18 protein-coding genes are annotated in these 23267 nt (G+C 73.2%); 10 read left to right on the top strand and 8 right to left on the bottom strand.

Translation table 11 applies throughout. The features are described from left to right. Positions 1-14: 14 nt before the first annotated feature. Positions 15-1202, bottom strand: a complete 1188-nt coding sequence (locus NAEX_RS09375) for a hypothetical protein (protein ID WP_096327163.1) — start codon at positions 1200-1202, stop codon at positions 15-17. Positions 1203-1328: 126 nt separating this feature from the next. On the opposite strand from NAEX_RS09375, the gene NAEX_RS09380 reads away from it, so the two are divergent. From NAEX_RS09380 to NAEX_RS09405, 6 genes are all read left to right on the top strand, one after another. Further along, positions 1329-2099 carry a hypothetical protein gene (locus NAEX_RS09380; RefSeq protein WP_096327164.1) on the top strand — a complete coding sequence of 257 codons (771 nt, stop codon included), beginning with the start codon at positions 1329-1331 and terminating at the stop codon, positions 2097-2099. Between the two features lie 52 nt (positions 2100-2151). Further along, a complete protein-coding gene (locus NAEX_RS09385) occupies positions 2152-2721 on the top strand; it encodes an STM3941 family protein (protein ID WP_096327165.1) in 570 nt (189 codons plus the stop codon). Positions 2722-3012: 291 nt separating this feature from the next. After that, positions 3013-4044: a ferritin-like domain-containing protein gene (locus NAEX_RS09390; protein ID WP_096327166.1), complete on the top strand. Its 1032-nt coding sequence runs from the start codon at positions 3013-3015 to the stop codon at positions 4042-4044. Positions 4045-4363: 319 nt separating this feature from the next. Continuing rightward, complete coding sequence (locus tag NAEX_RS09395; protein ID WP_170135586.1) at positions 4364-7111, top strand: serine/threonine-protein kinase; 2748 nt, start codon at positions 4364-4366, stop codon at positions 7109-7111. A 501-nt stretch (positions 7112-7612) separates the two neighbouring features. After that, positions 7613-8188: a hypothetical protein gene (locus NAEX_RS09400; protein ID WP_096327168.1), complete on the top strand. Its 576-nt coding sequence runs from the start codon at positions 7613-7615 to the stop codon at positions 8186-8188. An 8-nt stretch (positions 8189-8196) separates the two neighbouring features. After that, positions 8197-8739 carry a hypothetical protein gene (locus NAEX_RS09405; protein WP_143141260.1) on the top strand — a complete coding sequence of 181 codons (543 nt, stop codon included), beginning with the start codon at positions 8197-8199 and terminating at the stop codon, positions 8737-8739. A gap of 26 nt (positions 8740-8765) precedes the next feature. Here NAEX_RS09405 and NAEX_RS09410 read toward each other — a convergent pair whose 3' ends face one another. Both NAEX_RS09410 and polA read right to left on the bottom strand, forming a co-directional pair. Then, positions 8766-9563, bottom strand: a complete 798-nt coding sequence (locus NAEX_RS09410) for a leucine-rich repeat domain-containing protein (protein ID WP_096327170.1) — start codon at positions 9561-9563, stop codon at positions 8766-8768. Between the two features lie 123 nt (positions 9564-9686). Further along, positions 9687-12356: a DNA polymerase I gene (gene polA, locus NAEX_RS09415; RefSeq protein ID WP_170135587.1), complete on the bottom strand. Its 2670-nt coding sequence runs from the start codon at positions 12354-12356 to the stop codon at positions 9687-9689. 616 nt (positions 12357-12972) lie between these two features. On the opposite strand from polA, the gene NAEX_RS09420 reads away from it, so the two are divergent. Next, positions 12973-15183, top strand: a complete 2211-nt coding sequence (locus NAEX_RS09420) for a DUF11 domain-containing protein (protein ID WP_096327172.1) — start codon at positions 12973-12975, stop codon at positions 15181-15183. A gap of 106 nt (positions 15184-15289) precedes the next feature. Here the strand turns inward: NAEX_RS09420 and NAEX_RS09425 are convergent, their stop codons facing one another. The 5 genes from NAEX_RS09425 to NAEX_RS09440 all read right to left on the bottom strand — a co-directional run bounded on the left by NAEX_RS09425 (position 15290) and on the right by NAEX_RS09440 (position 20306). Continuing rightward, positions 15290-16408 carry a Type 1 glutamine amidotransferase-like domain-containing protein gene (locus tag NAEX_RS09425; RefSeq protein WP_096327173.1) on the bottom strand — a complete coding sequence of 373 codons (1119 nt, stop codon included), beginning with the start codon at positions 16406-16408 and terminating at the stop codon, positions 15290-15292. 312 nt (positions 16409-16720) lie between these two features. Continuing rightward, complete coding sequence (locus NAEX_RS09430; protein ID WP_143141259.1) at positions 16721-17377, bottom strand: hypothetical protein; 657 nt, start codon at positions 17375-17377, stop codon at positions 16721-16723. 579 nt (positions 17378-17956) lie between these two features. Next, a complete protein-coding gene (locus NAEX_RS09435) occupies positions 17957-18733 on the bottom strand; it encodes a sel1 repeat family protein (protein WP_143141258.1) in 777 nt (258 codons plus the stop codon). Between the two features lie 575 nt (positions 18734-19308). Continuing rightward, positions 19309-19458 (bottom strand): hypothetical protein, encoded by a 150-nt coding sequence (locus NAEX_RS49900; RefSeq protein ID WP_170135588.1) that lies wholly within the window; start codon positions 19456-19458, stop codon positions 19309-19311. Positions 19459-19484: 26 nt separating this feature from the next. Further along, positions 19485-20306, bottom strand: a complete 822-nt coding sequence (locus tag NAEX_RS09440; RefSeq protein WP_170135589.1) for an OmpA/MotB family protein — start codon at positions 20304-20306, stop codon at positions 19485-19487. A 718-nt stretch (positions 20307-21024) separates the two neighbouring features. Here NAEX_RS09440 and NAEX_RS09445 point away from each other — a divergent pair. From NAEX_RS09445 to NAEX_RS09455, 3 genes are all read left to right on the top strand, one after another. Continuing rightward, positions 21025-21252, top strand: a complete 228-nt coding sequence (locus NAEX_RS09445) for a hypothetical protein (protein WP_096327177.1) — start codon at positions 21025-21027, stop codon at positions 21250-21252. A 90-nt stretch (positions 21253-21342) separates the two neighbouring features. Next, positions 21343-22290, top strand: a complete 948-nt coding sequence (locus tag NAEX_RS09450) for an ATP-grasp domain-containing protein (protein ID WP_096327178.1) — start codon at positions 21343-21345, stop codon at positions 22288-22290. Further along, positions 22287-23261 (top strand): efflux RND transporter periplasmic adaptor subunit, encoded by a 975-nt coding sequence (locus NAEX_RS09455; RefSeq protein WP_170135590.1) that lies wholly within the window; start codon positions 22287-22289, stop codon positions 23259-23261. Before NAEX_RS09450 ends, NAEX_RS09455 begins: the two co-directional genes overlap by 4 nt. Positions 23262-23267 lie beyond the last annotated feature (6 nt).

Genomic DNA, 23267 nt, shown 5'->3' on the forward strand with positions numbered 1-23267 from the left:
ATCCCGAACGCGAGCTAGCCGCGACGCGAGCGCGGCCACAGCCGCGGCAAGAGCAGCGCCACCGCCCGCATCTCGATCGACTTGCGGACCACCCGCTCGGCGGCCGCCGTCGCGCGGGTGCACCAGTTCGAATTGACCCGCGCCGACGGATCGGCGCGGGCCTCGGCGAGCAGCGCTTCCATCGCCGCGATCGCGCGCGCCAGCGAGGCGGTCGCGGGGGCGCGCCAGCGGCCGTCGTCCGCGAGCGCCAGGGCGCGCGTCACCGCCTCGGCGTCGCCCCGTCGCGCCGCGGCGACGACCTCGTGGAGCTGGCGGTAGCGGGCCTCGGCGCGCTCCTCGCCCGGCAGGATGAACGACCCGTGCGGCGTGGCGAGGGTCTCGAACACGTAGGCCCGGCTCGCGTCCATCTCCGACGTGAAGTGCCAGCGCTGCGCGTCGTCGTGCAAGAACGTCCAGATGTCGTTGACCCGCATGTCCTCGCCGCGCCGGAGGATCGCGTCGGTGATGAGCCCGTAGCGCAGCTGGTGGTTCTTTCGGTCGAGCGAGCGGCGGTCCATCAGCACCAGCGGCCGCGTCACCTGGTCGAGCGGGATCCACACATTGATCAATGCCAGACGCGACAGGCGATTGCGGCGGTGCGGTGATTCGTGGCGGAACAGCCACGGCGCCGCCCCGTGCAGCAGCTGGCGCAGCGGCGTGCCCTCGACGTCCTGGTCGGCGTGGACCGCCACCGCCGCGTCGTGCTCGTTCATCTCGGGGTTGGGCTCGCGCGCCAGCGCGATCCCGTTGGGGCCGGCGCGGCGCATGAAGAACCCCTCGCGGGCGATGAACAGCAGCCACAGCCGTTCGCCGCCCGGGAGCGCGAACGTGCGGCCGAGCAGGTGGCGGCGCAGCTCGGCGACGTCGGCCGGGCCGAGGCGACCGGCGACGCGCACCCGCTCGAGCGCGGCCTGCAGCTCGCGCCGCGGCGACAGGTCGATGTGCGAAAAGCCGTGCTCGCGCAGGTCGGGCTGCAGGCCGCCCGGGGCCGAGCAATCGTGGGCGCGACAGGTCCGCCGATCGTACGAGCGCGGGTCGGCGCGCGTGTCCGGGTCGAGCGTCCGCGCGCGTCGCAGGCCGCGCGCGTCGAGCGAGACATCCTCGCTCCGCGAAAACGCCAGTTCGGCGTCGATGGCATGGATGGGGTCGGCTGCGGACGACATGCGGTCTACGGACCATCTTACTGCACCCGGGCGTGCGCGGCCGCCTTCGCCCGCGCGGCCTCGCCTCACGGACCGCCCGCTCGCCGGAGCCTGGTGCCGGCTCGATCGCTCGGGCATCTTCCGCGGATGCGCTTCGCTTGGTTCACCCTGCTGTCCACCGCCCTCCTCACGCTCGCCGCCTGCCCCGGTGGCAGCGGCGACTCCGACTCCGACGCCTCGACGTCGACCGCGACGACCACCACCGACGCGAGCACCGGCACCGCGACGACCACCACCGACGCGACCGCCACCGATCCCACGGCGCCGACCACCGCCGCGACCGGCGATCAGCCCGTGGCCTGCGAGGGCATGCTGCCGCCCGCGGGCGCGCCCTGCACGACGCAGGACGAGGTCTGCCAATTCGAGGACGACCCGTGCGTGGCGTTCATGGGCACGCGGTGCGAGGACGGCTTGTGGGTGCCGTTCGAGAACATCCCCGGCCCCGAGTGCGGCGAGGATGCGTGCGACCCGAACGACCCGCCGCTCGAGGGCGACCCCTGCACCACCGAGGGCGCTTCGTGCTCGACCGACTGCTCCGACAAGTGCCTGTTCTGTAACAAGTGGACCTGCAGCGAGGGCATGTGGCACCGCATCGAGGTGTTCCCCGAGCCGTGCCTCGAGTGCGACGCGATCTGCGACTTCGTGATCGTGCCGATGTGCGCCGGCGGTCCGCCCGACGAGGCGGAGTGCGTCGCCGGCTGCGAGGCCAGCAAGGTCGGCGCTTGCAAGGCCGAGTTCTCCGACCTGCGGGCGTGCGCCGGCGAGCAGCCGACGTTCACCTGCGACGACGCCGAGCGCCCGGTGGTGGCCGGCTGCGAGGACGTTTTCACGGCGTTCTACGCCTGCTCGATGCCGTGATCGCGCGGGCCGGCTCGACGCGCGCGGGCCCCCGAGCCACCATGGATCGGTCATGCCGGCGCCCTCGTCGAACGAATTCGTGGACACCTCGCGCACGCTCGAGCTCCTCCACTCGCCGCTGAAGATGTTCGGCGTGCTCGCGGCCGGCCTGGTGATGACCTCGCTCTCGCTGCTGCTCGTCGTCCCGATCGTCCCGGAGCTCGCGGGCGACCCCGTGGTGCGCGGCCTCGGCATCGTCGGCGCGCTGTTCTTCGGCTCCTGCTCCGTCGTGGTGCTGCGGCAATGGTTCACGCCGGAGGCGGTGATCACGATCTCGCCGGCGGGCCTCCGCGACGTCCGCGTCGCGCGGGCGTTCATCCCCTGGCCCGCGATCGAGCGGCTCTCCACCTGGACCTTCAACGGCCAGAGCTTCCTCGTGATCGCGGTCGCGCCGGAGGTCGAGCGGCGATTGCCCCTGACGCGGACCGCTCGCTGGACCCGCGGTCCCAATCGCAAGCTCGGCGCCGACGGCCTGTGCGTCTCGGCCCACGGCCTGAAGGTCGACTTCGCCACCCTGGCCGCGCTCGTCCACGCCTACGCCGCGACGTACGCCGCGCCCGCGGCCACGGACCCGGGCCCGTGAGCCCCGTCGCGAATGCTCGACGCGCAGCCGGCGATGCGCCGAAATCGGGGCTGCGGCGGCCTTTTGCGCGAGCCGCAGGCAGCAAGGCCGGACGCGTGAATCCGGATTCGTCGCACAAGAACGCGCCGCCGCAAGCGAATACGTACAGTGCCCGCGGGCGCCGGGCGGGCGCGGGCGGGCGCCCGGAGCGAGCGTTTCGGCGTGTTCGTCACGCGCGCCGCCTTTGACGGCACCGTCATGCCGTGATACCGTGCATGACCTCGAAGTTGGACTGTCGAATCGGAGTCACGAATGCGTAACGATTCCTGGACCCGGGAAGCCTTGCTCGATCACCTGCAGAAGGCCGTCTACCTCGAGCTGTGGACGATCCCGCTCTACCTGACGGCCGCCTACTCGCTGCAGGTCCCCGGGTCGGACGCCCAGCACCCGCCGACGCTGACGCCGGTGCGCAGCCCGAAGAACCCCAACCGCAGCCGCGAGCAGCTCGCGTTCAACAACATCTACTCGATCGCGGTGCAGGAGATGCTGCACCTCGAGCTGGCCGCGAACCTGTATAACGCCCTGTTCGCCGCGCGGGGCCACGCGCCGAAGTTCACCGGCGATTGGGCCCCGCGCTACGACCGGTTCCCGCCGTGGATCGGGGTGCACCTGCCGGTGCAGCTCGGGCCGGCCAACGCCCCGCAGATGGCGCTGCTGGCGGCGATCGAGACCCCCGAGCCGAAGATCGATCCGCCGCCGAACGGGCCGCAGCCGGTCTACGACTCGATCGGCCAGTTCTACAAAGCGATCGAGCAGGGCCTCGATCAGCTGTGGGACGAGCTCTACGACCCCGCGGCCGAGCACCGGCAGAAGAGCGAGTTCGCCGATCCGTCCTACCCCGACGACGACTACACCGGCTTCAGCGCGGTGATCGCCGGCGACAGCGCCACGGCGCGCAAGCAGGCCGACCGGATCGTCCAGGCCATCATCGGCCAGGGCGAGGGCAGCCGCGGGCCGTTCATCGCCCCCGACCTGCGCCCCGAGGACCTCGGCGACCTGGAAGATCGCGTCAGCCACTTCGCCCGCTTCCGCATGGTCCAGGCGATGCTGAAGAGCGGCGGCCCGCTGCGCACCTACCCCCAGACGGGCAGCAGCGGGCTGGCGGCGGCGCAGCAGCAGCTGAACCTCGGCTTCACGAGCCTGCTCGTGGCCCTGGAGCAGGGCTTCTCCGGCACCGCCGATCTCGACCTGGACAGCATGTGGAAGCTGCCCGGGCAGATCGTCGCCGTGTGGGCCGCCGGCGGGGTGCCGGCATTCCAGTACGTCCAGGGCAGCGCCGGCTGACCGGCGGGTTCCTCGCCGGCGATCGGCCGCCGCGTCGATCCGGCGCGGCGGCGCCGCGTTCGGCCGCACGCCGGCTGCGGCGCGCGGCCAGGCACTGCCACCAATGGGCAGTGCGCGCATTCACCGGACATCGGCGAATCACCAGACTGCGGGCGCGGACCGGCGAGAGGCCCCGGCGCGAGTTCGCCCGTCGAGACGGACCGCGCGGTGCCTCGCGCGCGGCCGGATCCGTCGGCTAGACTGGCGTTTCGACGCGCCGATGAGCGATCCAACGCCGCAGGCGGCTCCTTCCTCCGGTTCGGAGGGGCTCGCCACGACCATGCGGAAGACCCTCGACGCCGGGGGGCCCACGCTGCCCTCGGCGGACGAGCGCCTCACGCCCGCGGCCCTCGCTCCCGGCCAGCGCCTGGCCGAGCGCTACACCGTGCTCGGCTTCCTCGGCGAGGGCGGCATGGGCCTCGTGCTGGCGGCCTACGACGCCCGGCTCGACCGCCGCGTGGCGCTCAAGCTGCTGCGGCACCGCGCCGACGGCTCGAGCGGGCGCGAGGAGCAGGCCCGCCTGGTGCGCGAGGCGCAGGCGATGGCGCGGCTCAGCCACCCGAACGTGGTCGCGGTCTACGACGCCGGCACGCTGGCCGACGGGGCGCTGTTCATCGCCATGGAGTACGTCGAGGGGCAGACGCTGCGCGAGTGGTGCGCCGAGCAGCCTCGGTCCTGGCGGCAGGTGCTGGAGACCTTCCTCGCGGCCGGGCGCGGGCTCGCGGCGGCCCACGCCGCCGGGCTCGTGCACCGCGACTTCAAGCCCGACAACGTGCTGGTCGGCAAGGACGGCCGCGCGCGCGTGACCGACTTCGGCCTGGCGCGCCACAGCCGGCCCTCGGAGCCGCCGGCGCTCGCCGCCGCGGCCGACGCGGGGACGTCGTCCGGCGGCCCGCTCGCGGCCGACGACCTCACCGTCGCCGGCACGCTGGTCGGCACGCCGCGCTACATGGCGCCGGAGCTGCTGCTCGAGGGCCGGCCGGCGGATGTCCACACCGACGTGTTCTCGTTCTGCGTCGCGCTGTACGAGGCGCTGTACGGGCAGTTCCCGGTCGCCGGCAAGACCCTCCCGGAGCTGCTGGAGGCCTACGTGGCCGGCCGGGTCAAGCCGCTGCCGGCCGCCTCGGACGTCCCGGCGTGGGTCGCCCGCACCGTGTCGAGCGGCCTCTCCTTCGACCCGTCCCGGCGCCCCGCGTCGATGGAGGTGTTGCTGGCGGAGCTCGCCGACGACCCGCAGGCGCGGCGCCGCGGGCGGGCCCTGGCCGCCGGCCTGGCGCTGCTGCTCGCGGTCCTGAGCGGGCTCCTCGTGTGGGGCTGGCTCGCCGACCGCGAGCGCGGCTGCGGACGCATGGACCGGCACCTCGCGGGCATCTGGGACGCGGACACGAAGGCCCGCGTCGCGCAGGCGCTGACGGCCGCCGGCGTGCCGTACGCGGCCGACACCGCCCGGCGGACCGCGGCGCTGCTCGACGACTACGCCGCCGCGTGGGTGACGATGCGGACCGAGGTGTGCGAGGCCCAGGCGTCGGCGGCGCCGCCGGGCAGCCTCGCGGCGCTGCGCGAGTCGTGCCTGGAGCGCCGGCGCAGCCGCCTGCGGGCGCTGACCGAGCTGCTGGCGAGCGGGCCCGATCGCGGCCTCGTCGATCAGGCCGTGCAGGCGGTGAAGACCCTGCCCTCGCTCGACTTCTGCGCCGACGCCGACGCGCTCACGGCCGCCGTCCCGCCGCCGGAGGACGCGACGGTGCGCGCGCGCGTCGAAACCCTGGAGGCCCAGGCAGACCGGCTGGAGGCGCTGTACGAGGCCGGCAAGTACCCCGAGGGGCTGGCGCTCGGCGAGGCGCTGCTGCGCGAGGTCGAGCCGCTGGGCTACGCGCCGCTGCACGCACGGGTGCTGCTCGCGATGGCCGAGCTGCGCGAGCCCACCGGCGACTACGAGGGCGCGAAGGCGCTGGCGCGGCAGGCGATCGTGGCGGCGGCGCGGGGCAAGGACACCCGGCTCGCGGCCCGGTCGTGGAGTCAGCTGCTGTTCGTGGTCGGCGGCCGCCAGGCCCGCGGCGACGAGGCGCTGCAGCTGTCGCTGGCGCTCGAGGCGGCGGTGGAGCTGGCGGACGACCCGATCGTCCGCGCCGACGCCGACAACACCCTGGGCCTGATGTACACGAACCTCGACCGCTTCGAGGAGGCGCGCCAGCGGCACGCGGAGGCGCTGGCGCTGCGCGAGCAGGCGCTCGGCCCGGAGCACCCCCACACCGCCCTGTCGCTCACCAACCTGGGCCGCGCCCTGCTCGGGCTCGGCCGCTACGAGGAGGCGCGCCAGGCCGACGCGCGGGCGCTGGCGCTGCGCGAGAAGGTGCTGGGCCCCGAGCACCCGGCCAACGCCTTCTCGCTGAACCACCTCGGCGCCGCGCTGGTGGCCCTCGGCCGCTACGAAGAGGCCAGGGACGTCTACGAGCGGGCCCTCGGGCTGCGCGAGCGGGCCGTCGGGCCCGACGATCCGGCCACCAACGGCATGCTCCACGGCCTGGGCAACGCGCTGGGAGGCCTCGGCCGCCTCGACGAGGCGCGCGAGGCCCACGAGCGGGCGCTGGCGCTGCGCGAGAAGGCGGTCGGCCCCCAGTCGCACCTTTTGGCCGAGGTCCTCAACGGCCTCGGGCGCGCGCTGCGGGACCTCGGCCGCCGCGAGGAGGCGCGGCTCCACCACGAGCGCGCGCTGGCGCTGCAGGAGCAGGCCCTCGGCCCGCTGCACCCGAGCGTCGCCGAGTCGCTCCTCGGCCTCGCCGAGCTCGAGCTGGCCGCCGGCCGCCCGACGCAGGCCCTCCCGCTGCTCGAGCGGGCCCTGTCCCTGGCCGCGGTCGACGAGCGCGCGAACGTCCAGCTCGCGCTGGCCGAGGCGCTGTGGCAATCACAGCAGGACCGCGCCCGCGCCCGCAGCCTGGCGACCGCGGCCGAGACCTACTGGCGCGAGCTGGGCCACGCGCCGGCCCTCGCCCGCGCGTCCGCGTGGCTGGCGACGCACCCTGGCACCTGACCTTCAGGACATGTTCTATGAATCTTCACACATGTCCCTCGAGGAATGATCACCGCGGCAGCTACGGGCCCGCGCACACGTGAAGCCGGTGTCCTGGCCCTCGTCGCGGTTGCAGGCCGCGACGGCGAGAGAGGGCAAGTCGGGGGGCGCACTCGCACCTGTCCCCGCGGATTGGCGGGCCCGCCCGGCCCTGCGCCGCTGGCCTCAAGGGCTTCCTAGACGGTCGGCACACCCCGGCAAGTCCGCGCCAGGGCACCATCGGAGACGCAGGATCGGGCAGCTCGCTCGCCCATCGCGGCGCTCCCCGCGGCGGAGCTCTGGCTGCTCGCTCGCCAGATTCGCCAGCCGCGCTGCCGAGGTCACCGCACCTGGCGGCCAGGCGCGCGACATGGGCGGGGGCCTCGCCAGCTCCCCGGAGACGCAAAATCGCCGCTGGCGACGGTATCGAGGAGAGCGGGCCCCGCCCCTTGCAGGTCACGTAACCTCATTCATCGTCCCAGGATGCTCATGCAGACCATCGCCCTCCTCTTCCTCTCCTTGCCTGCCCCGACGTCGGCTTGCGATGAGGTCGAGGCGGCCTTCGCTGAAGCACTGACGTCGCCGAGCCACATTCGCGACCTCGCGGCCTCATTCAACTTCACGGACGGGATCGCCGGCCGGATCGACTATGACCTGCCGGACGTCGGCCCGGTGAGCATTGCGTTGCGGCTCGATGCGAGCGGGAGCGGCACGGCTGCATTGAGCATCGATCGCGCTCCGCTCGTCGACCTTCAGTTCGTCGATTGGGAGTTCGCGGGCGAGCTCGGTCACTCCTCGACATCCCCATCCCCGAAGCGCGCGGCCCGCATCGCCGCCAGCACCGTGCAGCTCTGGTTGGATGAAGGCCTTGAGCTCGGGGGCCTCGGGGAGGACGGAGAGCGATGGAAATGTTGGCTCGCTGGAGCATTTGCGGCCGCCACGGTCGGCATCGTCACAGTGACCGGCTGCGGTCCCTGTGGCGCCACGACCGCGCTCGCCGCCGGGGCCTATGTGAAGAACAAGTGTGACAAGGCCCAGAACAAGAAGGACAGACGGTGAAGGGCCGCATGGAACTCTCCATCCACGGGAAGCGGCCCTTCCCCGCCCAGTACCTGGGTTTCTGGCCGACCCGTGAATTCTGGAACATCGCGATTCGGACCCCGCTGGGTATGGGGGCGATGGCTTTGGCCTTCATCGCGCTCATGCTGTTGGACAGCCTGTTCAGTCTGTCGGCGTGGCAAATATGGGTGTATAGTCTGTCACAGCTCCCTGTTGCTGGCCTCATCGAGCGGTTCACGCGCGATCGCATCCGACGACGACCGCCCCGGTTACCCGCACAGTCCGCACCCGCACAGTCCACGGCCTTGGTTCAGGCCGGCCCGGATCAACCTCTTGGCTTCTGCGCCACGGAGGAGTTTCAACGAGCCTTCTTCCGTCACCACTTCGGGAACCTCGGAAGAGCCGTACGGCTCAGCCTGGAGCTGTCACTCGGCGCTCTCGTCGTATTTGCCACGGGCCCGCTGTGGGGCATCGGCATGGTCATGGTGTATGTCGTCTGGCTCGGTGCGGTCGAGCGGCGCCTCTGTCGAAGGCCCGAATTGCCCGAGTGAGGCCGACCGGCGTCATGGCTCGATCCTCACGGATCGTCGTGGCCGATCACCGCGTTGGGAAACATCGCCCGCAGCTCGTCCTCGGTCGCGTCGAAGCAGTACAGGCCCGCGCGGAGCCGCCGCAGCCCGGGCATCACGATCCCGTGCGGCATCGGCATGCGGTGGGCGACGGCGGTCAAGGTCAGCTCCTCGAGCGCCTGCAGGCCGCCGAGCTCCGCGGGCAATCTATTAAAAATCTTCTCCGGATAGCCGCAGCTGCCCGGCTCGCCGAGCGTCAGCGACGACAGCCGCGGCAGCCCGGACAGCAGCCGGAACAGCGCCTCGACCGACGGCTCGAAGCGCGGGGCGAAGTGGGCCGGGCGCTCCCAGTCGTGCAGGTACACGTGGCGCAGCAGCAGCGTCAGCGCCCGCAGCTCCTGCAGCGCGCCGAGGTCGTCGGGCAGGCGGGCCAGGTGGTGCGAGTCGACGTACAGCTCGCGCAGCCGCGTCAGCGCGGTGATGCTGCGCGGCAGCGAGGCGAGGTGGAACAGCTCGAGCCGGAGGCTGCGCAGGCGCGTCAGCTCGGCGATCGCGGCCGGCAGCCCCGGGAGCTCGTCGTCGACCAGCTCGAGCTGCTGCAGCCCGCGCAGCTCCGTCAGCGCCGGCGGCAGCGCGCGCACGCGCGAGCGCAGGCGCAGCGCCTTGAGGCCCCGGGCGTCGCGCAGCACCGCGAGGGCCGTCGCCAGCTCGTCGGGCTCGACATCGTCGGCCCGCAGCTCGAGCGCCGGCACGTCGCGCAGCGCCGCGACCTCGAGCGATCCATGGGACAGGTCGACGACGTGCATCCAGCCGATGGTACACGCAGGCGGGCCGCCCTCACGAGAGCGGCCGTTCCGGCGCTCGCAGCGGCCGATCGGCAGCGTCTGCGGGCGCGGCGAGTCCGCTCGCCGCTCCCGCGCGCCCGAAAATCAGTGCGCCTCGCCCCAGCTCTGGCCGACGCCGATGCCGACCTCGAGCGGCACGTCGAGCGGGTACGGCTGCTCCATCGCCCGCCGCGCCACCTCCACCGTCGCCGCCACCTCGGCCTCCGGCACCTCGAACACCAGCTCGTCGTGGACCTGCAGCAGCATGCGCGCGTCCGGGGCCGCGGCCGGCAGCTCGCGGTCGATCTGCAGCATCGCCAATTTGCAAAGGTCGGCCGCCGAGCCCTGGATCGGCGTGTTGGCGGCGATCCGCTCGCCGGCGGCGCGGTCGGTGTCGTTGCGGCTGGTCAGCTCGGGGATCCAGCGGCGCCGGCCGAGCAGCGTGGTCACGTAGCCATTGCCGTGGGCCTCGGCGATCGTGCGGTCGAGCCAGGCGCGGACCCCGGCGTAATACTCAAAATACTGCTCGATGTAGCTCTGGGCCTCCTTGCGGGCGATACCGAGGATCTGCCCGAGCGCGGTGGCCCCCTGGCCGTAGATCGTGGCGAAGTTGACGGTCTTGCCGACGTTGCGCTGCTCCTTGGTCACGGCCTCGGGGGCGACGCGGAACAGCAGCGCGGCGGTGCGGCGGTGGAGGTCGAGCTTGTCGCGGAACGCCTCGACGAGGCGCGGGTCCTTGCTGAAGTGGGCCAGCACGCGCAGCTCGATCTGGCTCCAATCGGCGGAGATGATGCGCCGCCCCTCGGGCGCGACGAAGGCCCGGCGAATCCGCTGCCCCTCGGGCGTGCGCACCGGCGTGCGCTGCAGGTCGGGGTCGGTGGAGATCAGCCGGCCCGACACGCCGACGGTCTGCTGGAAGGTCGCGTGGATGCGCCCGGTCTCGGGGGCGATCGCGTCGCGCAGCACGTCGGTGTACGTATTGATCAATTTGGCCAGCTCGCGCTGGGCCAGGATCTCGCGGGCGATCTCGTGCTTCGGGGCGAGCCGCTCGAGCACCTCGGCGTCGGTCGAATAGCCGGTCTTGTTCTTCTTGATCACCGGCAGCTTGAGCTCCTCGAACAGCACGTCGGCCAATTGCTTGGTCGAGCCGATGTTGAACTCGTGCCCGGCGAGCGCGTAGATCCGGGCCTCGATCTCGGCCTTGCGCCGGTGGAACTCCTCGCCCATGCGCGCGAGGTCGTCGCGGTCGACGCGGATCCCGGCCAGCTCCATGCGGGCGAGCACGTAGGCCAGGGGGCGCTCGACGGCCTCGTAGTGGGCCGCCTGCCCGGCCTCGCCGAGGCGCCGCTGCAGCACCGGGCCGAGCGCGAGGACGACGTCGGCCAGCTGGGCGGCGTAGCCGGCGGCGGCGCCGACCTCGACCGCGCTCGGCGGCCGCGCCGACTTGCCGCTCTTGAGCAAGGTGGTGACCGCGGGGATCGATCGCTGCACGTACTCGCGGGCGACCTGGTCGAGGCCGTGCGGGATGCACTTGACGGGGTCGACGAGGAACGACGCGACCATGGTGTCGAGCAGCTCGCCGCCGAGGCGGAGGCCGTGCCGCCAGGCGAGGATCGCCAGCTGCTTGACGTCGTGGACGTACTTCGGCCGGCTCGTGTCGCCGAGGAGGCCGCGCAGCAGCTCGATCGCGCCGTCGCCGAGCGTCTCGCCGACGCCGCGGAAGGCCAGGTAGAGCGGTTTGCGGCCCGCGGTCGCCAGCGCGACGCCGACCAGGTGCGCGTGGTGGACCCGCGCCGGCGGCTCGAACAGCGGCACGACCGCCACCGCCTGCCCGGCCGGCAACCCGTCGATCGCCGCGCGCGCGGCCTCGACGGTGGTCGGCACCTCGACCTCGATGTCGGGCGCGTCCCCGACCTTGGCGTCGCCGCCGCCGGTCAGCAGCGAGAAGAACTCGAGCTCACGGTAGAGCGCGTCGAGCTCCCTGGGGTCGGGCGGCGTGAGGCGCAGGTCGTCGACGCCGACCACGAGCTCGGCCCGGTCGTCGACGGTGGCGAGGTGGCGCCACAGCTTGACGGCCTCGCGGTGCTCCTCGAGCGCGGCCTTCTGCTTGCCCTTGAGCTCGTCCAGGTGCTCGTACACGCCGTCGAGCGAGCCGTACTTCTCGAGCAGCCCGGCGGCGCCCTTCTGGCCGATGCCGGGCACGCCGGGGATGTTGTCGACGGTGTCGCCCATCAGCGCCAGGAGGTCGGGGATCCGCGCCGGCGGGACGCCCCACTTCTTGCGCACCAGCTCGGCGTCGTAGGTGACGTCGCGCATCGTGTCCTGCATGCGGATGCCGTCGCCGACCATCTGCGCCAGGTCCTTGTCGCCGGCGACGATCACGACCTCGAGCCCGGCCTCGACGCCCCTGCGCGCCAGCGTGGCGATGATGTCGTCGGCCTCGTACCCGGGCTGACGCAGCAGCGGGAAGCGATGGGTCGCCACCAGGCGGTCGATGACCGGCAGCTGCTGCGCGAGCTCGCCCGGCATCGACGGCCGCTGCGCCTTGTACTGCGGGTACTTCAGCTCGCGAAACGTCGCCGCCGGCGAGTCGAACACGACCGCCCCACGCTCCGGCATGCGCCCCGAGAACAGCTTGCGGAACATCGTCGCGAAGCCGAAGATTGCGTTGGTCGGCAGGCCGGTCTTGGTCTGCAGGTTGGCGGGGATCGCAAAGAAGGCCCGATAGATGAGCCAGGAGCCGTCGACCAGCACGAGCCGCTCTGCCTTCGCCATGCGCGGCATCATACGCCGGGGCGCGTTCGCGCGCGAGCCCCCGCCCGGGCCGGGCCGCGCGTCGCAGCGGACGGCCGCGCAGCGCGGCCCGGCGTCGCTCGCACGTCGCCGAGCTCGGCCCGCGATCGCCGCACGCGCGACCCGTCGCGCGCCGCGGGCCCGCGCGCGACGAGCCCGACGCGCCGCGGGCCCTCGTCTCACGCCGACGCTCGCGGGGCGGACCCGATCGCCGGCCCTCGTCCGTGGCCCGAGCGAATGCGAGGACGATCGTCCGCGCGGTGAGCCGGATCTCCGCCTCGGGGCGCGGTCCGATGATTGCCGCCTGCCGCCAATCGCCGCCGGTCGCCCGGTCCGCGCCCGATCCCGCGGGCGTGCGCGGGCCGGCGCGTGGCCGCGCCGGTCGATTCGCGGGCTATTCTGCGCGGCGCACCTCGGGCGCCGGTATGTTCAATGTGCGCCCCGAGGCGCCGGCCGTCGTCGCTGCCACCAATATCACCTGTCTCGACAAACAGATCCGCCGCGCCGCGCGGCCCGCGAGATGTGCGACGGGTCGCATGAAATCTCCGGCCCGCCGACCACATTATATCGCCACGGAGAACCGATGCGGCGGTGGGGAGTGACGATCATCGCAGCGCTGGGCCTCGGCCTGCCGGTCGCGCGCCCGGCCGGCGCGGCCCTGCTGCGGCGGGCGCAGATCGTCCAGCGCGGCGACTTCGTGCTGCTGGGCAACACGCTCGCCCACGACTGTTCGCCCGGGACCCCGGCGCCGCTCGTCGGGGCGGTCGGCGACTGCGGTGCGGCCACCCTCGACGGCGCCGCCGACGTGTTGTGGCGGGCCGACTCGCCGCTGGCCGGCAAGGCCGCGGCCCACGTGGCGATCGACGCCGACGACGCGCGCAGCTCGGCGGTGCTGCTGCTGCCGCCGTGGGCCGTGCCGACGCACGCGTTCCTGTACTGGGGCGCGCAGCTCGAGGTCGCCGGCGCCGACAGCAACGTCGAGCTCGAGCGGCCCGGCTTCCTCGACGTCGAGCTGGCGGCCGACGCCTGCTACGTCAGCGCCGACGGCAGCTACGTGTGCACGGCCGACGTCAGCGAGCTGGTGGTCGACCTCGGCCCGGGGCTGTTCCGCGTCGGCGGCGTCGAGGTGCGGCCGGTGGCGCACCTGTTCGACGAGGAGGTGTTCGCGGCGTGGTGGATGGTGGTGGTGTTCGAGCGGCCGTCCGACCCGCTGCGCAGCATCAGCGTGCTCGACGGCCTCGACCGGGCGCTGCCGCAGCAGCCGTGCGAGGCCGCGTTCGACGGCTTCGTCATCCCCAAGGTGGGCGTCGGCGGCACCCTCGGCGTGGTCGGCCTGGCCGGCGACCACGACGTCCTCGGCGACCAGGTGCTGCTCGCCGACCTGCCGCTGGGCGACGCGCTCAACCCGGTCGACGACTTCTTCAACGGCACCCGCGGAGCGTTCGGCTTCCCGGTGTGGGTCGCCGGCGACCTGCCGCGCCTGTCCGGCCTCGCGGCCAGCACCTCGGGCCTCGACCTCGACATCCTCGACATCTCCGACCGGCTCGACCCGCTCCAGACCCTGCTGCCCCTGGCGGTGACGACGGCCGCCGACTCCGTCCTGCTGGCCACCGCGGTCGTCTCGATCACCACCGCCGCCCCCGACCTCTCGATCGTCGAGACCTGGGAGGACCTGGACGGCGGCGCGTGCGTGCCGGGCGACCTCATCGAGTACACGATCGAGGTCACCAACGTCGGCAACGACGCGGCCGTCGGGGTCGTCCTCACCGACGAGCTGCCGTCCGGCGTCACCTTCGTGCCCGGCACGCTCGAGATCGTCGAGGGACCCGTCCCGGGGTTTCTGTCGGACGTCGCGCTCGACGACGCGGGCGAGTGCATCGACGACGAGCTCGTGGTCCGCCTCGGCGTCGGCGCCGACGAGAAGGCCGGCGGCCTGCTGGCGATCGGCGCGTCGACGGTGGTCCGCTTCCAGGTCGTCATCGACGACGCGGCCGAGGGCATCATCGCCCACCAGGCCACGGTCGAGGCCGCGGGCGAGCTCGGCGCGCCGCTGGCGGTGTTCCCCCCGCCGGCGCTCGGCCTGCCGCCGCTCGAGTTCCTGGTCGAGGAGTGCGACGAGTTCAGCCTCTGCCCGCTCGGGCTCCCGCTGTGCGACCTCGGCCCGGTGCCGAACGTCTGCGTCGAGTGCCTGGACGACCTCGACTGCGGCCCGTTCGAGGCGTGCGACCCGCTGACCAGCGCCTGCGTGTGCGAGTTCGCGGGCCCCGAGCTGTGCGACGGCCTCGACAACGACTGCGACCTCCTCGTCGACGAGGACTTCGCGCTCGGCGCCCCCTGCTCGGCCGGGCTCGGCGCGTGCATCGCCGTCGGCGCGCTGGTGTGCGACGGCCTCGGCGGCGTCGTCTGCGACGCCGTCCCCGGCCTGCCCCTGCCCGAGCTGTGCGACGGCTTCGACAACGACTGCGACGGGACGATCGACGGCGCCTGCGCGCCCTGCCAGCTCGACAGCGAGTGCGGCGGGTTCTTCTCCGGCCGGGTGTGCCTGTCCGGCCTCTGCGTCGACGGCTGCCGCGGCCTCGGCAACTACTGTCCTTTGGGACAGTTTTGCTCGTCGCCCAACGCGTCGATCGGCGTGTGCCTCGACACAAAGATGGAGGAGGACGAGCCGTCGCCGGGCGACCTCGTCGACGACGACGACGTCGACGCCGTCCTCAGCTGCGCCTGCGACGACCGGCCCGGCGACGGCGCAGGCCCGCTGCTGCTGATCCTGGCCGGGCTGGCCCGCGTGCCGCGCCCGCGGGCCCGCTGAGCCCTCGGCGGTGCGACGACTCCTCGACGAGGTCCCTTCGGGCGGCCCCGGTCGCTGCGACGCCGGACCGCGGACCCGACCGTCGTCGACCCGCGGGCCCCGTGGATCACATGCGGATGATCTCGCCGCGGTGGTAGCTGAGCTTGCGGCCCTCGGGGTCGAACACGATCACGCAGTCGTCCTCGCCGACGCTGGCGGCCCGGTGCGGCCCGAGCTCGAACAGCAGGAACGAGCGCTGGTTGAGGCCGACGCAGGCGTGGTGCCGGAAGCGGCGCGCGAGGTAAGCCAGGTTGTCGGGGTCGTCGGTCTGGATCCGCTCGGTGCAGTGGGGGAACAGCTGGATGTCGCGGACCAGCGCGAGGCCGCGGTCGTAGAGCTGGAAGTCGCGGCGCTTGGTGGCGAAGTCGTCGTAGATGATGACCCGCTCGCACAGCACCATCGCCCCGGCCGACATCGCCACCAGCTGCGTGCCGCGGCGCAGCGCCTCCGCCAGCGCGTCGCGCAGGCGGAAGAACCGCAGCGCGTCGAGCAGCAGGTCGAGGTGGCCGCCGAACACGATGATGCTGTTGGCCGACAGGATCCGCTGCTCCAGCCGCTGCTGGGCGGCGCGCCAGGCCGGGTCGTAGTGCAGCCCCACCGAGTCGAACGTGCGCTGCTCGATCTGGTCGAGCAGGCTCACCAGGTGGTCGTCGTTCGCCTCGAGCGTGTCGAGCGCGTGCCGCAGCTCGCGCGACAGCGTGTAGCGCAGCAGCTTGCCGCCGGTGCCGTAATGGCCCTGGTCGCCGGCCAGGCGGGCGACCGTGATCGACGGGTCCTCGCGCTTGGCGACCGCCAGCGTGCGGCGGAACAGCTGGATCAGGTGGGCGTTGTGCTCGAGGTAGAAGGCCCGCGCCATCTCGGCGATCCGGCGCTCCTCGTGCCACGCGGCCAGCAGGCGCGGGGCGGTGCGCGCCAGCCCGCGGACCTCGTGCAGCAGCGAGAGGTTGACGAGGTTGGTGTCGTAGCCGTTCTCGAACCGCGACGGCAGGCCGATGCCGTTGAGCGCCCGCTTGACGTGCGCCTCGTCGTGCTCCCCGTCGCCCCAGGCGGCCGTGACGAGCACGACGCGCCGCGAGCTTGCGACCGCGGGATCTTCGTGCCGCGACGACAACAAGAGCGGCGCCGCCGTCTGCACCAGGGCGTCGACGGTCTCGGCGTTGCCGTTGAACAGGACTGCGCCTCGCATCGGCCGCGATGGTAACGCAAGCCGGGCGGCCCGGGATCACGCGCACGACGCCGGGTGAGCGCCGCCCGCGGGCTGGGCGCGCCCGGGCCCTTGTTTGAAGACGCGGGCGCGCGGCGCTCGCGGGCCACCGACGACGCGCGCCGGCCGGTCGATGACCCGCGCGTCGAGGCGGTCGCGCAGTCGGCTGAGGCGAGGACGGCGAGGGTCCGCGCGAGCTCGCGGCCCTGCGCACCGACGCGGCACGTCGCGCGAGCTCGCGGCCCTGCACCCCCCGCGGAGCACGTTCGCCCCGATTGCGGCTCGCTCCTCGCGTCAGGGCAGCGCGCCGTCGGCGATCCATTGTTCGATCGCCGCCAGGTCTCCCGGCTGCAGCTCGTCGTTCGGCGGCATGCGCTTGCCCGCGCCGCCGACCTGACTCTGGCTGCCGGCGACCTTGTGCCACAAGTAGCTGTCCTCGGGCGACCCGGGCGCGACCAGGGCCATCCCCTTCACGTCGCTCGCCGGCACGCCGACGATGCTGTCGTAGGCCCGACCGATCCCCAGGTCCGGCTCGGGCTGGCCGTCGCCGTGACAGGTGCAGTAATCGGAGAAGATCGGCTGAATGTCGGCGGCGAAGCCCAGCACCGCCGGCGCGTCGTCGCCCGTCGTGGTGCTCGCGTCGCCCGTCGTGGCGCTCGTGTCGCTCGTCGTGGTGCTCGTCGGATCGGCGGTCGTGGTCCCGGGCTCGACGTCGCCGGTCGGCCCGCTCGTCGGCGGATCGTCGGGACCCCCGGAGGTGGTGGTGGTCGAGCCGCTGCCGACCGCGAGGGTCGACTCGCCGGTCCCCGGCTCCGCCGAACCCGTGGGGTGCACGCCGCTCCCGCCCGCGCTCCCGCCCGCGACGTCGAGGTCTTTTTCGACCACGCAGCCGACCAGCGTCGGGCCCGGCACCAGCAGCGCTGCGAGGCAAGAGAAGCGCAGGCGAATCATCACGGGCCAACGTATCGCCGATCGCAGCCCGCGCCAGCGCGGACGGTCCGGCGTGTGACGCGGCCCCACGTCCGCGCGGGCGCGGCCGCGCGGGGCCGTGGCGGGGCGCACGATCGCGGCGCGCGAGCGGCCGTCCGCCGCGGCGAATGATGCCTCCATCGGCGCGACTCCGAGAATAGCATGACATGCCTTCAAGGACATGTCACGAAGACGCCCCCCTGCGAATCGAGCGCGTCGCCACGTCCAGGTCCGCGGAGGAGCCCGCCAGGCTCGCCCAGCCGCTCGTCCCCTCGGCGAACGACCGGCTCGCTGCGGCTGTTCGCTCCTCTCCGGCGAGCATCGACGCGACGCGTCGACCCGCCGCTGCGCGGCTGTTCGCTCGTCATCGGCGAGCACCCACGCGATGCGCCGAGCAGCCGGCCGCCGCAGCGCGGCCGGTCGCCGCGGTCTTCTTCGTCGCCTCGCAGCAATGCCGCCCGCGGCCGAGGCTGATGCATGCCCCCTCGGCGAGCTGCGCCGGCCACCCGCCGGACCTGCGCCTTCAGACATGCTCTTCAGCGCATGCCCGATCGAGCATCCTCACCGCCCCGGCTCGAACAGCACCCGCCACGGGACCACGGCGATCTCGCCGGACGTCGTCGGCGGGTACAGCGTGGAGGCCGCGATGTCGGCCACGCACGCGCCGACCTCGGGCGCCTCGCGGATGTTCTCGAGGATGGCCACCGCGCGGGCGCGACCGTCGCCGGCGATGGCGATCTCGAGGGCCACCCGTCCGTGCAGCGTCAGCTGCCGCGCGAGCGAGCGGCGATAGCAGTCGCCGAGCTCGAGCCGGCGCTCGGCCATGGCGAGGACCACGTTGGCCTGGTCGAGCGGGTCGACGCCGACGAACGCCGGCTCGCGGCGGGCCGGGCACAGCACCGGCTCCGCGCCGCAGCCCCGGCGCATGAACTCGGCCGCGTCCGGCTCGCCGAGGCCCGCCGCCGCCGAGATGCACGAAGGGGCATGTCCTCCGAGACAGGCAGAGACGTACAGCGACGTCGCCGCCGCCGGGTCGCGCTGCAGCCCCTCGCCGCGCTCGAACGCCCGGGCCAGCGCGGCGCAGCCGAACGGGCTGGCCAGGTCGCAGGCCCGGCGGGCGTACGCGGCCGCCAGCGGCAGCTCGCCGAGCTCGCGGTACTGCGCGGCCATCTCGACGCACGCCGGACCGTCGCCGCGGTCGCAGCGGTCGGCGAGCACGTCGTAAGCGCTGGCCGGCGGCGGCGGAGGCGAGGTCTCGGGCTCCATGGGCACGTGGCAGCCCGGCAGCGACAGGACCGTCGCCGCCAGCGCCGCGAGCCGAAGGCACCGGCCCTTCATGCTCCCAGCATGCCACGCCTGGCGCTCGTCGGCGACGCCGGCCGGCGACATCCCGCTCGCGCGACTCGCGGGCTTCCGCTTCAGATCGTCGGCCCCCGCCCCCAGCCCATGCGCAGAGTCGCCCCCGGCCCGGCGAACGGCGTCCGCGAGGCGGGGCGCAGTCCGGCGATTCTCCCCCGCCGCGGCTCGCGCGGTCGACCTCGCCGTCGGGCCAGCGGCCCATCGACCCGCCGCGTGGCGGCCAGCACGAGTCGCCGAGCGACGAGGCGGCGCTCCTCGGGCGACCAGGCCCGCCGCCGGCACCGATGGGCTCCCGCGACCCGCCGGCGGTCGCCGAGCGGCGAACCGGGCAATCCTCGGTCGATCCGACCCGCGGCCAGCATCGGCTCGCCGAGCGGTGCGCCGCGCCGACCAGACTCGCGGCCGGCACGGGGCGCCGGGCACAGTCCTCCGTCGACCGGGTCCCATCGCGGCCCGGGTCGGCGAGCGGCGGGTCGGACCGGACCCGACCTCCGCCGCGATCGACCGGCGGCCCCGCGTGCCGGCTCGCGCCGGCGATCGCCCGCTCGACGCGGTCAACCCGCGCGGTCGTACCAGGCCTTCGCCGCGGCCGGCACCTGGTCGGCGCTCGGCGAATCGAGGACCACGCCCAGCGCCTCGCGCAGCGCCCAGTCGACCAGGCGGTGCGGCGGCCTGCGTGCCCCGGGTCCCCTCGCACCGCGCACGGCCGCTGCGCCTCGCCGCGCCCGCCTCACTTCGGCGCCAGCTTGGCCCGCGGGTACAGCACGATCTCGATGCGGCGGTTCTTCGCCTTCGACTTGCTGCTCGGCCGGTACTGGCCGAACGCCACCGCCGCGAGGCGCGACGGATCGATCTTCGCCTCGTCCTGCAGGTAGTGGACGACGGTCAGCGCGCGCGCGGCCGACAGCTCCCAGTTGGTGACGAACGGCAGCACCGCGTCGTTGGGCTCGGGGGTCGCCTCCTCCTTCGCGGCTTTCGCGTCGGCCTTGGCGTCCTTGGCGTCCTTGGCGTTCTTGTCGCCCTTCTTGGCCTTCGGGTCCTCGCCCTTCTTGGGCTTGCGGATCACGATCGGCGAGTCGTCGGTGTGCCCCTGAACCCACACCTGCTTGTCCTCGATGTCCTTGAGGGCGGCGCCGACCTGCGCCAGCACCTCGCGGCCGTTGTCGGTCAGGTCGGCCTCGCCGACGGGGAACAGGATCTTGTCGACCAGCTCGACGCGGACCATCCCGTCCTCGGTGGTCACGTCGCCGAACTTGCCGACCACCTCGGTCAGCTTCTTCTGCAGCGCCTCGGCCTCGTCGGCCTTGGCCTTGAGTTCGGTCTCCGACTTGCGGAGCTGCTCGCTCTCGGTCTTCAGCGCGTCGAGCTCGCGCTTGGCCGCGGAGAGCTCCTCCTCGAGCGCCTGCACCCGCGGGTCCGGTCCGCGATCGGCCTCGGGCGCCCCCTCGCGCGACGGGCCCGCGGCCGGCCCCGTCGGTTGCTGCGCGCCGCAGGCGGGACCTGCCATGAATGCGGCGATGACGAAGACTGCGCGGAGGTGCTTGTTCGGCATGGCGAAAGCGTAGCGGACTCGCGTCCGCCGCAGAAGCCCGCGATCGTCGAACGGTGCGCCGGCCCGCGGTCGGGGTCGCTGGCCCGCACACCCGAGTTCGCTGGCGAGCGCCGGCGAATCTGCCACTCTGGTGATTGTGACGGATTGCATTGTCGCCGATCGCCGATCACCGCGCGGCGATCGCCGCGATGTCCGCCGGTCGTCCGGCTCGGACACCATTTCGCTGCATCGCGCCGGCGTACCTGGCTATGTCCGCCGACCGGCCGACTCGGACACGGCGCCGTGCTTTTATTGCGGTGACCTCGATCACGGCCATGATTCGACGATCGGGTGATCGCCGGCGATCGGGGGAATCACCGGTCGCGTTCGTCGCGCAATGCGCGGCCTCCTCGCGGAGGGCGGAGATACACACATCGCAGTCCCGAGAATGCGCGCGAGTTTCACACATGTGGGGGCCTAGGGCCGCACACGGAACAGCGTTGGGGGCGGGGCTGCGCCGTCCTTGCGGGCGGATCACGAATATCGCTCGAGATCGGCGTGACTATGAGCGGACTCGGCGATGAAAAAATAATGGTGCCTTGTCGCGGCGGATCGTGCATTCTCAGTACCGCTTCGTGGCGCGAATGGCGCCTCCGAGTGAGCGCATTCGTACGCGCGGACGAATGCGCGTCCGTCCACCATTCCTTTGGTCATTACCCGCAATAGAAGAGAGAACGTCATGAAGAAGAACGACAAGAAGAGCAAGAAGCAGCTGAAGGACCTGTTCATCGAGGACCTCGGCCAGGTCACCGGCGGCAAGGGCCCGATCTACACCACGCAGGCGATCGGCGAGGAGTGCCCGGAGCCGACCACGCTCGCCATCGGCGAGGAGGGCCCGGATGTCACCACCCTCGCCCTCGGCGAGGAGGGTCCGGAGGCGACCACGAAGGCGCTGGGCGAGGAGTAACCCCCCGTTGACGCCGGGGGGCAGCGCGCTGCCCCCCGGCGCCTCGCCCTGCTTGCACCTGCAACCTCTTCCCTCCTGAAATTTTTTTCCATGCCTGATTCACCGATCGTCATCGTCGGCTCGCTCTCGGACCCGCACGCGGCCGCCGTCTTCGAAGGGGTGCGCGCCCGCGGCTGCGAGCCGGTGGTGCTCGACGCCCAGCGGTTCCCGGAGGACCTGCCGATCGCGCTGGGCGAGGCGCCCGAGGACGTCGTGATCGAGGGCCGGCGCGTCGGCCGGCCGGCGGCCGTGTACGTGCGCAGCCTCTACCAGAACCCGGCCGCCTACGGCGTCGACGCCGACGAGGCGATGAAGGAGGACTGGCGGCGCACGACCCTGGCGTTCCGCGAGCGCGCGACGCTGCTGTCGGCGATCCTCCTGCGCTGGGAGGCCCAGGGCGCCGCCTTCTACAACCCCTCGTCGAGCGGCCACAACATCACCAAGCCGTACCAGCTCGCGCTGCTGCAGGCCGCCGGCCTGCCGGTGCCGGCCACGCTGTGGAGCAACGACCCGGCGGCGGTGCGGCGGTTCTGCGACGTCCAGGGCGCGGTCGTCTACAAGCCCGTCGCCGGCGGCGCGGCGACCCGCAAGGTCGAGGCCAGGGACCTCGGCGACGAGCGGCTGGACAAGCTCCGGGCCGCGCCGGTGTGCTTCCAGGAGCTGCTGCCGGGCGACGACGTGCGCGTCTACGTGATCGACGGCCGGGTCGTGTGCGCCCTGCGGATCGTCACCGACGCGATCGACTTCCGCCAGCACGAGCAGCGCATCGACCCGATCGCGCTCGACGACGCGGTCGCGCGCGAGTGCGTGCGCGCGGCCGAGATCATCGGCCTGCGCTACACCGGCATGGACATCAAGGCCGACCGCCACGGCCGCTACAAGATCCTCGAGCTGAACCCGTCGGCGATGTTCCTCGGCTTCGAGGCGCGCGCCGGCGTCGACATCGGCGGCCCGCTGTGCGACGCTCTCGTCGCGCATCGGGCACAGCGCGGCGCGTGAAGGACCCCGTGAGCGAGCCCAGCAACAACGAGGCGGCCGACCAGGCCGCGCGCCGCGTCGTCTTCCGCGGCGCGGCGCTCGAGGCCCACCGCCGCGCCTCGCGGCCCGGGCACCCGCTGCACATCGTCCCCACCTGGACGCGCTGGGCCGTCACCGTGACGATCTTGCTGGTCGGCGCCGGCCTCGTGTTCGCCGCCACCGTGCGCGTCGGCGAGTACGCCGAGGGCCGCGCGGTGGTCCGCCGCGAGGGCCGGCTGGTCGTCACCACCTCGGCGTCGGGCACCGTGCAGGCCATCGGCGTGCGCCTCGGCCAGCGCGTCGAGGCCGGCGAGGTGCTGGTGCGCCTCGACGACGCCTCGCAGCAGGCCGAGCTCGCGCGCGTCGAGCGGGAGTACGAGCAGCGGCTCGTCGAGCTGCTGCGCGCCCCGGCCGACGACGGCCGGCGCGAGCGGCTGGCCGCGCTCGACGGGCAGCTCCAGCTCGCGCGCGCGCGCGCGGCCGAGCGCTCGGTGGTCGCGCCGGAGCCCGGCGTGGTGTCCGACGTGCGCGTGCGCCCGGGCCAGGCGCTGGCGCCGGGCGACGCGGTCGTCGCCATCGAGCAGGACGCCGCGCAGACCGTGGTCGTCGGCCTGTTCCCCGGCCACTACCGGCCGCTGCTCGGCGCCGCCGACACCCGCCTGTCGCTCGCGCTCGAGGGCTTCCCCGACAGCCGCCAGGACGTCGTCGTGCGCTCGGTCGCCGACGAGGTCGTCGGCCCGGCCGAGGCCATGCGCTACCTCGGGCGCGACCGCGAGGGCGCGCTGGCGCTGACCGGCCCGGTGGTGGTCGTCGTCACCGTCTTGCCGTCGGACACCTTCGTCGCCGAGGGCACCGAGTACCGGGTGTACGACGGCATGCAGGGCACGCTCGAGGCCAAGGTGCGCTCGGCGACGCTGCTGGAGACGCTGGTCCCGGCCCTGCAGCACTTCTAAGATCCG

It is taken from the genome of Nannocystis exedens (genome assembly GCF_002343915.1).
In the GTDB taxonomy this organism is placed as follows: domain Bacteria; phylum Myxococcota_A; class Polyangia; order Nannocystales; family Nannocystaceae; genus Nannocystis; species Nannocystis exedens.

Coding starts and splice junctions, on each gene's coding strand:
- NAEX_RS09375 (WP_096327163.1), bottom strand. CDS start 1,202: ATGTCGTCCGCAGCCGACCCCATCCATGCCATCGACGCCGAACTGGCG.
- NAEX_RS09380 (WP_096327164.1), top strand. CDS start 1,329: ATGCGCTTCGCTTGGTTCACCCTGCTGTCCACCGCCCTCCTCACGCTC.
- NAEX_RS09385 (WP_096327165.1), top strand. CDS start 2,152: ATGCCGGCGCCCTCGTCGAACGAATTCGTGGACACCTCGCGCACGCTC.
- NAEX_RS09390 (WP_096327166.1), top strand. CDS start 3,013: ATGCGTAACGATTCCTGGACCCGGGAAGCCTTGCTCGATCACCTGCAG.
- NAEX_RS09395 (WP_170135586.1), top strand. CDS start 4,364: ATGCGGAAGACCCTCGACGCCGGGGGGCCCACGCTGCCCTCGGCGGAC.
- NAEX_RS09400 (WP_096327168.1), top strand. CDS start 7,613: ATGCTCATGCAGACCATCGCCCTCCTCTTCCTCTCCTTGCCTGCCCCG.
- NAEX_RS09405 (WP_143141260.1), top strand. CDS start 8,197: ATGGAACTCTCCATCCACGGGAAGCGGCCCTTCCCCGCCCAGTACCTG.
- NAEX_RS09410 (WP_096327170.1), bottom strand. CDS start 9,563: ATGCACGTCGTCGACCTGTCCCATGGATCGCTCGAGGTCGCGGCGCTG.
- polA (WP_170135587.1), bottom strand. CDS start 12,356: ATGGCGAAGGCAGAGCGGCTCGTGCTGGTCGACGGCTCCTGGCTCATC.
- NAEX_RS09425 (WP_096327173.1), bottom strand. CDS start 16,408: ATGCGAGGCGCAGTCCTGTTCAACGGCAACGCCGAGACCGTCGACGCC.
- NAEX_RS09430 (WP_143141259.1), bottom strand. CDS start 17,377: ATGATTCGCCTGCGCTTCTCTTGCCTCGCAGCGCTGCTGGTGCCGGGC.
- NAEX_RS09435 (WP_143141258.1), bottom strand. CDS start 18,733: ATGAAGGGCCGGTGCCTTCGGCTCGCGGCGCTGGCGGCGACGGTCCTG.
- NAEX_RS09440 (WP_170135589.1), bottom strand. CDS start 20,306: ATGCCGAACAAGCACCTCCGCGCAGTCTTCGTCATCGCCGCATTCATG.
- NAEX_RS09445 (WP_096327177.1), top strand. CDS start 21,025: ATGAAGAAGAACGACAAGAAGAGCAAGAAGCAGCTGAAGGACCTGTTC.
- NAEX_RS09450 (WP_096327178.1), top strand. CDS start 21,343: ATGCCTGATTCACCGATCGTCATCGTCGGCTCGCTCTCGGACCCGCAC.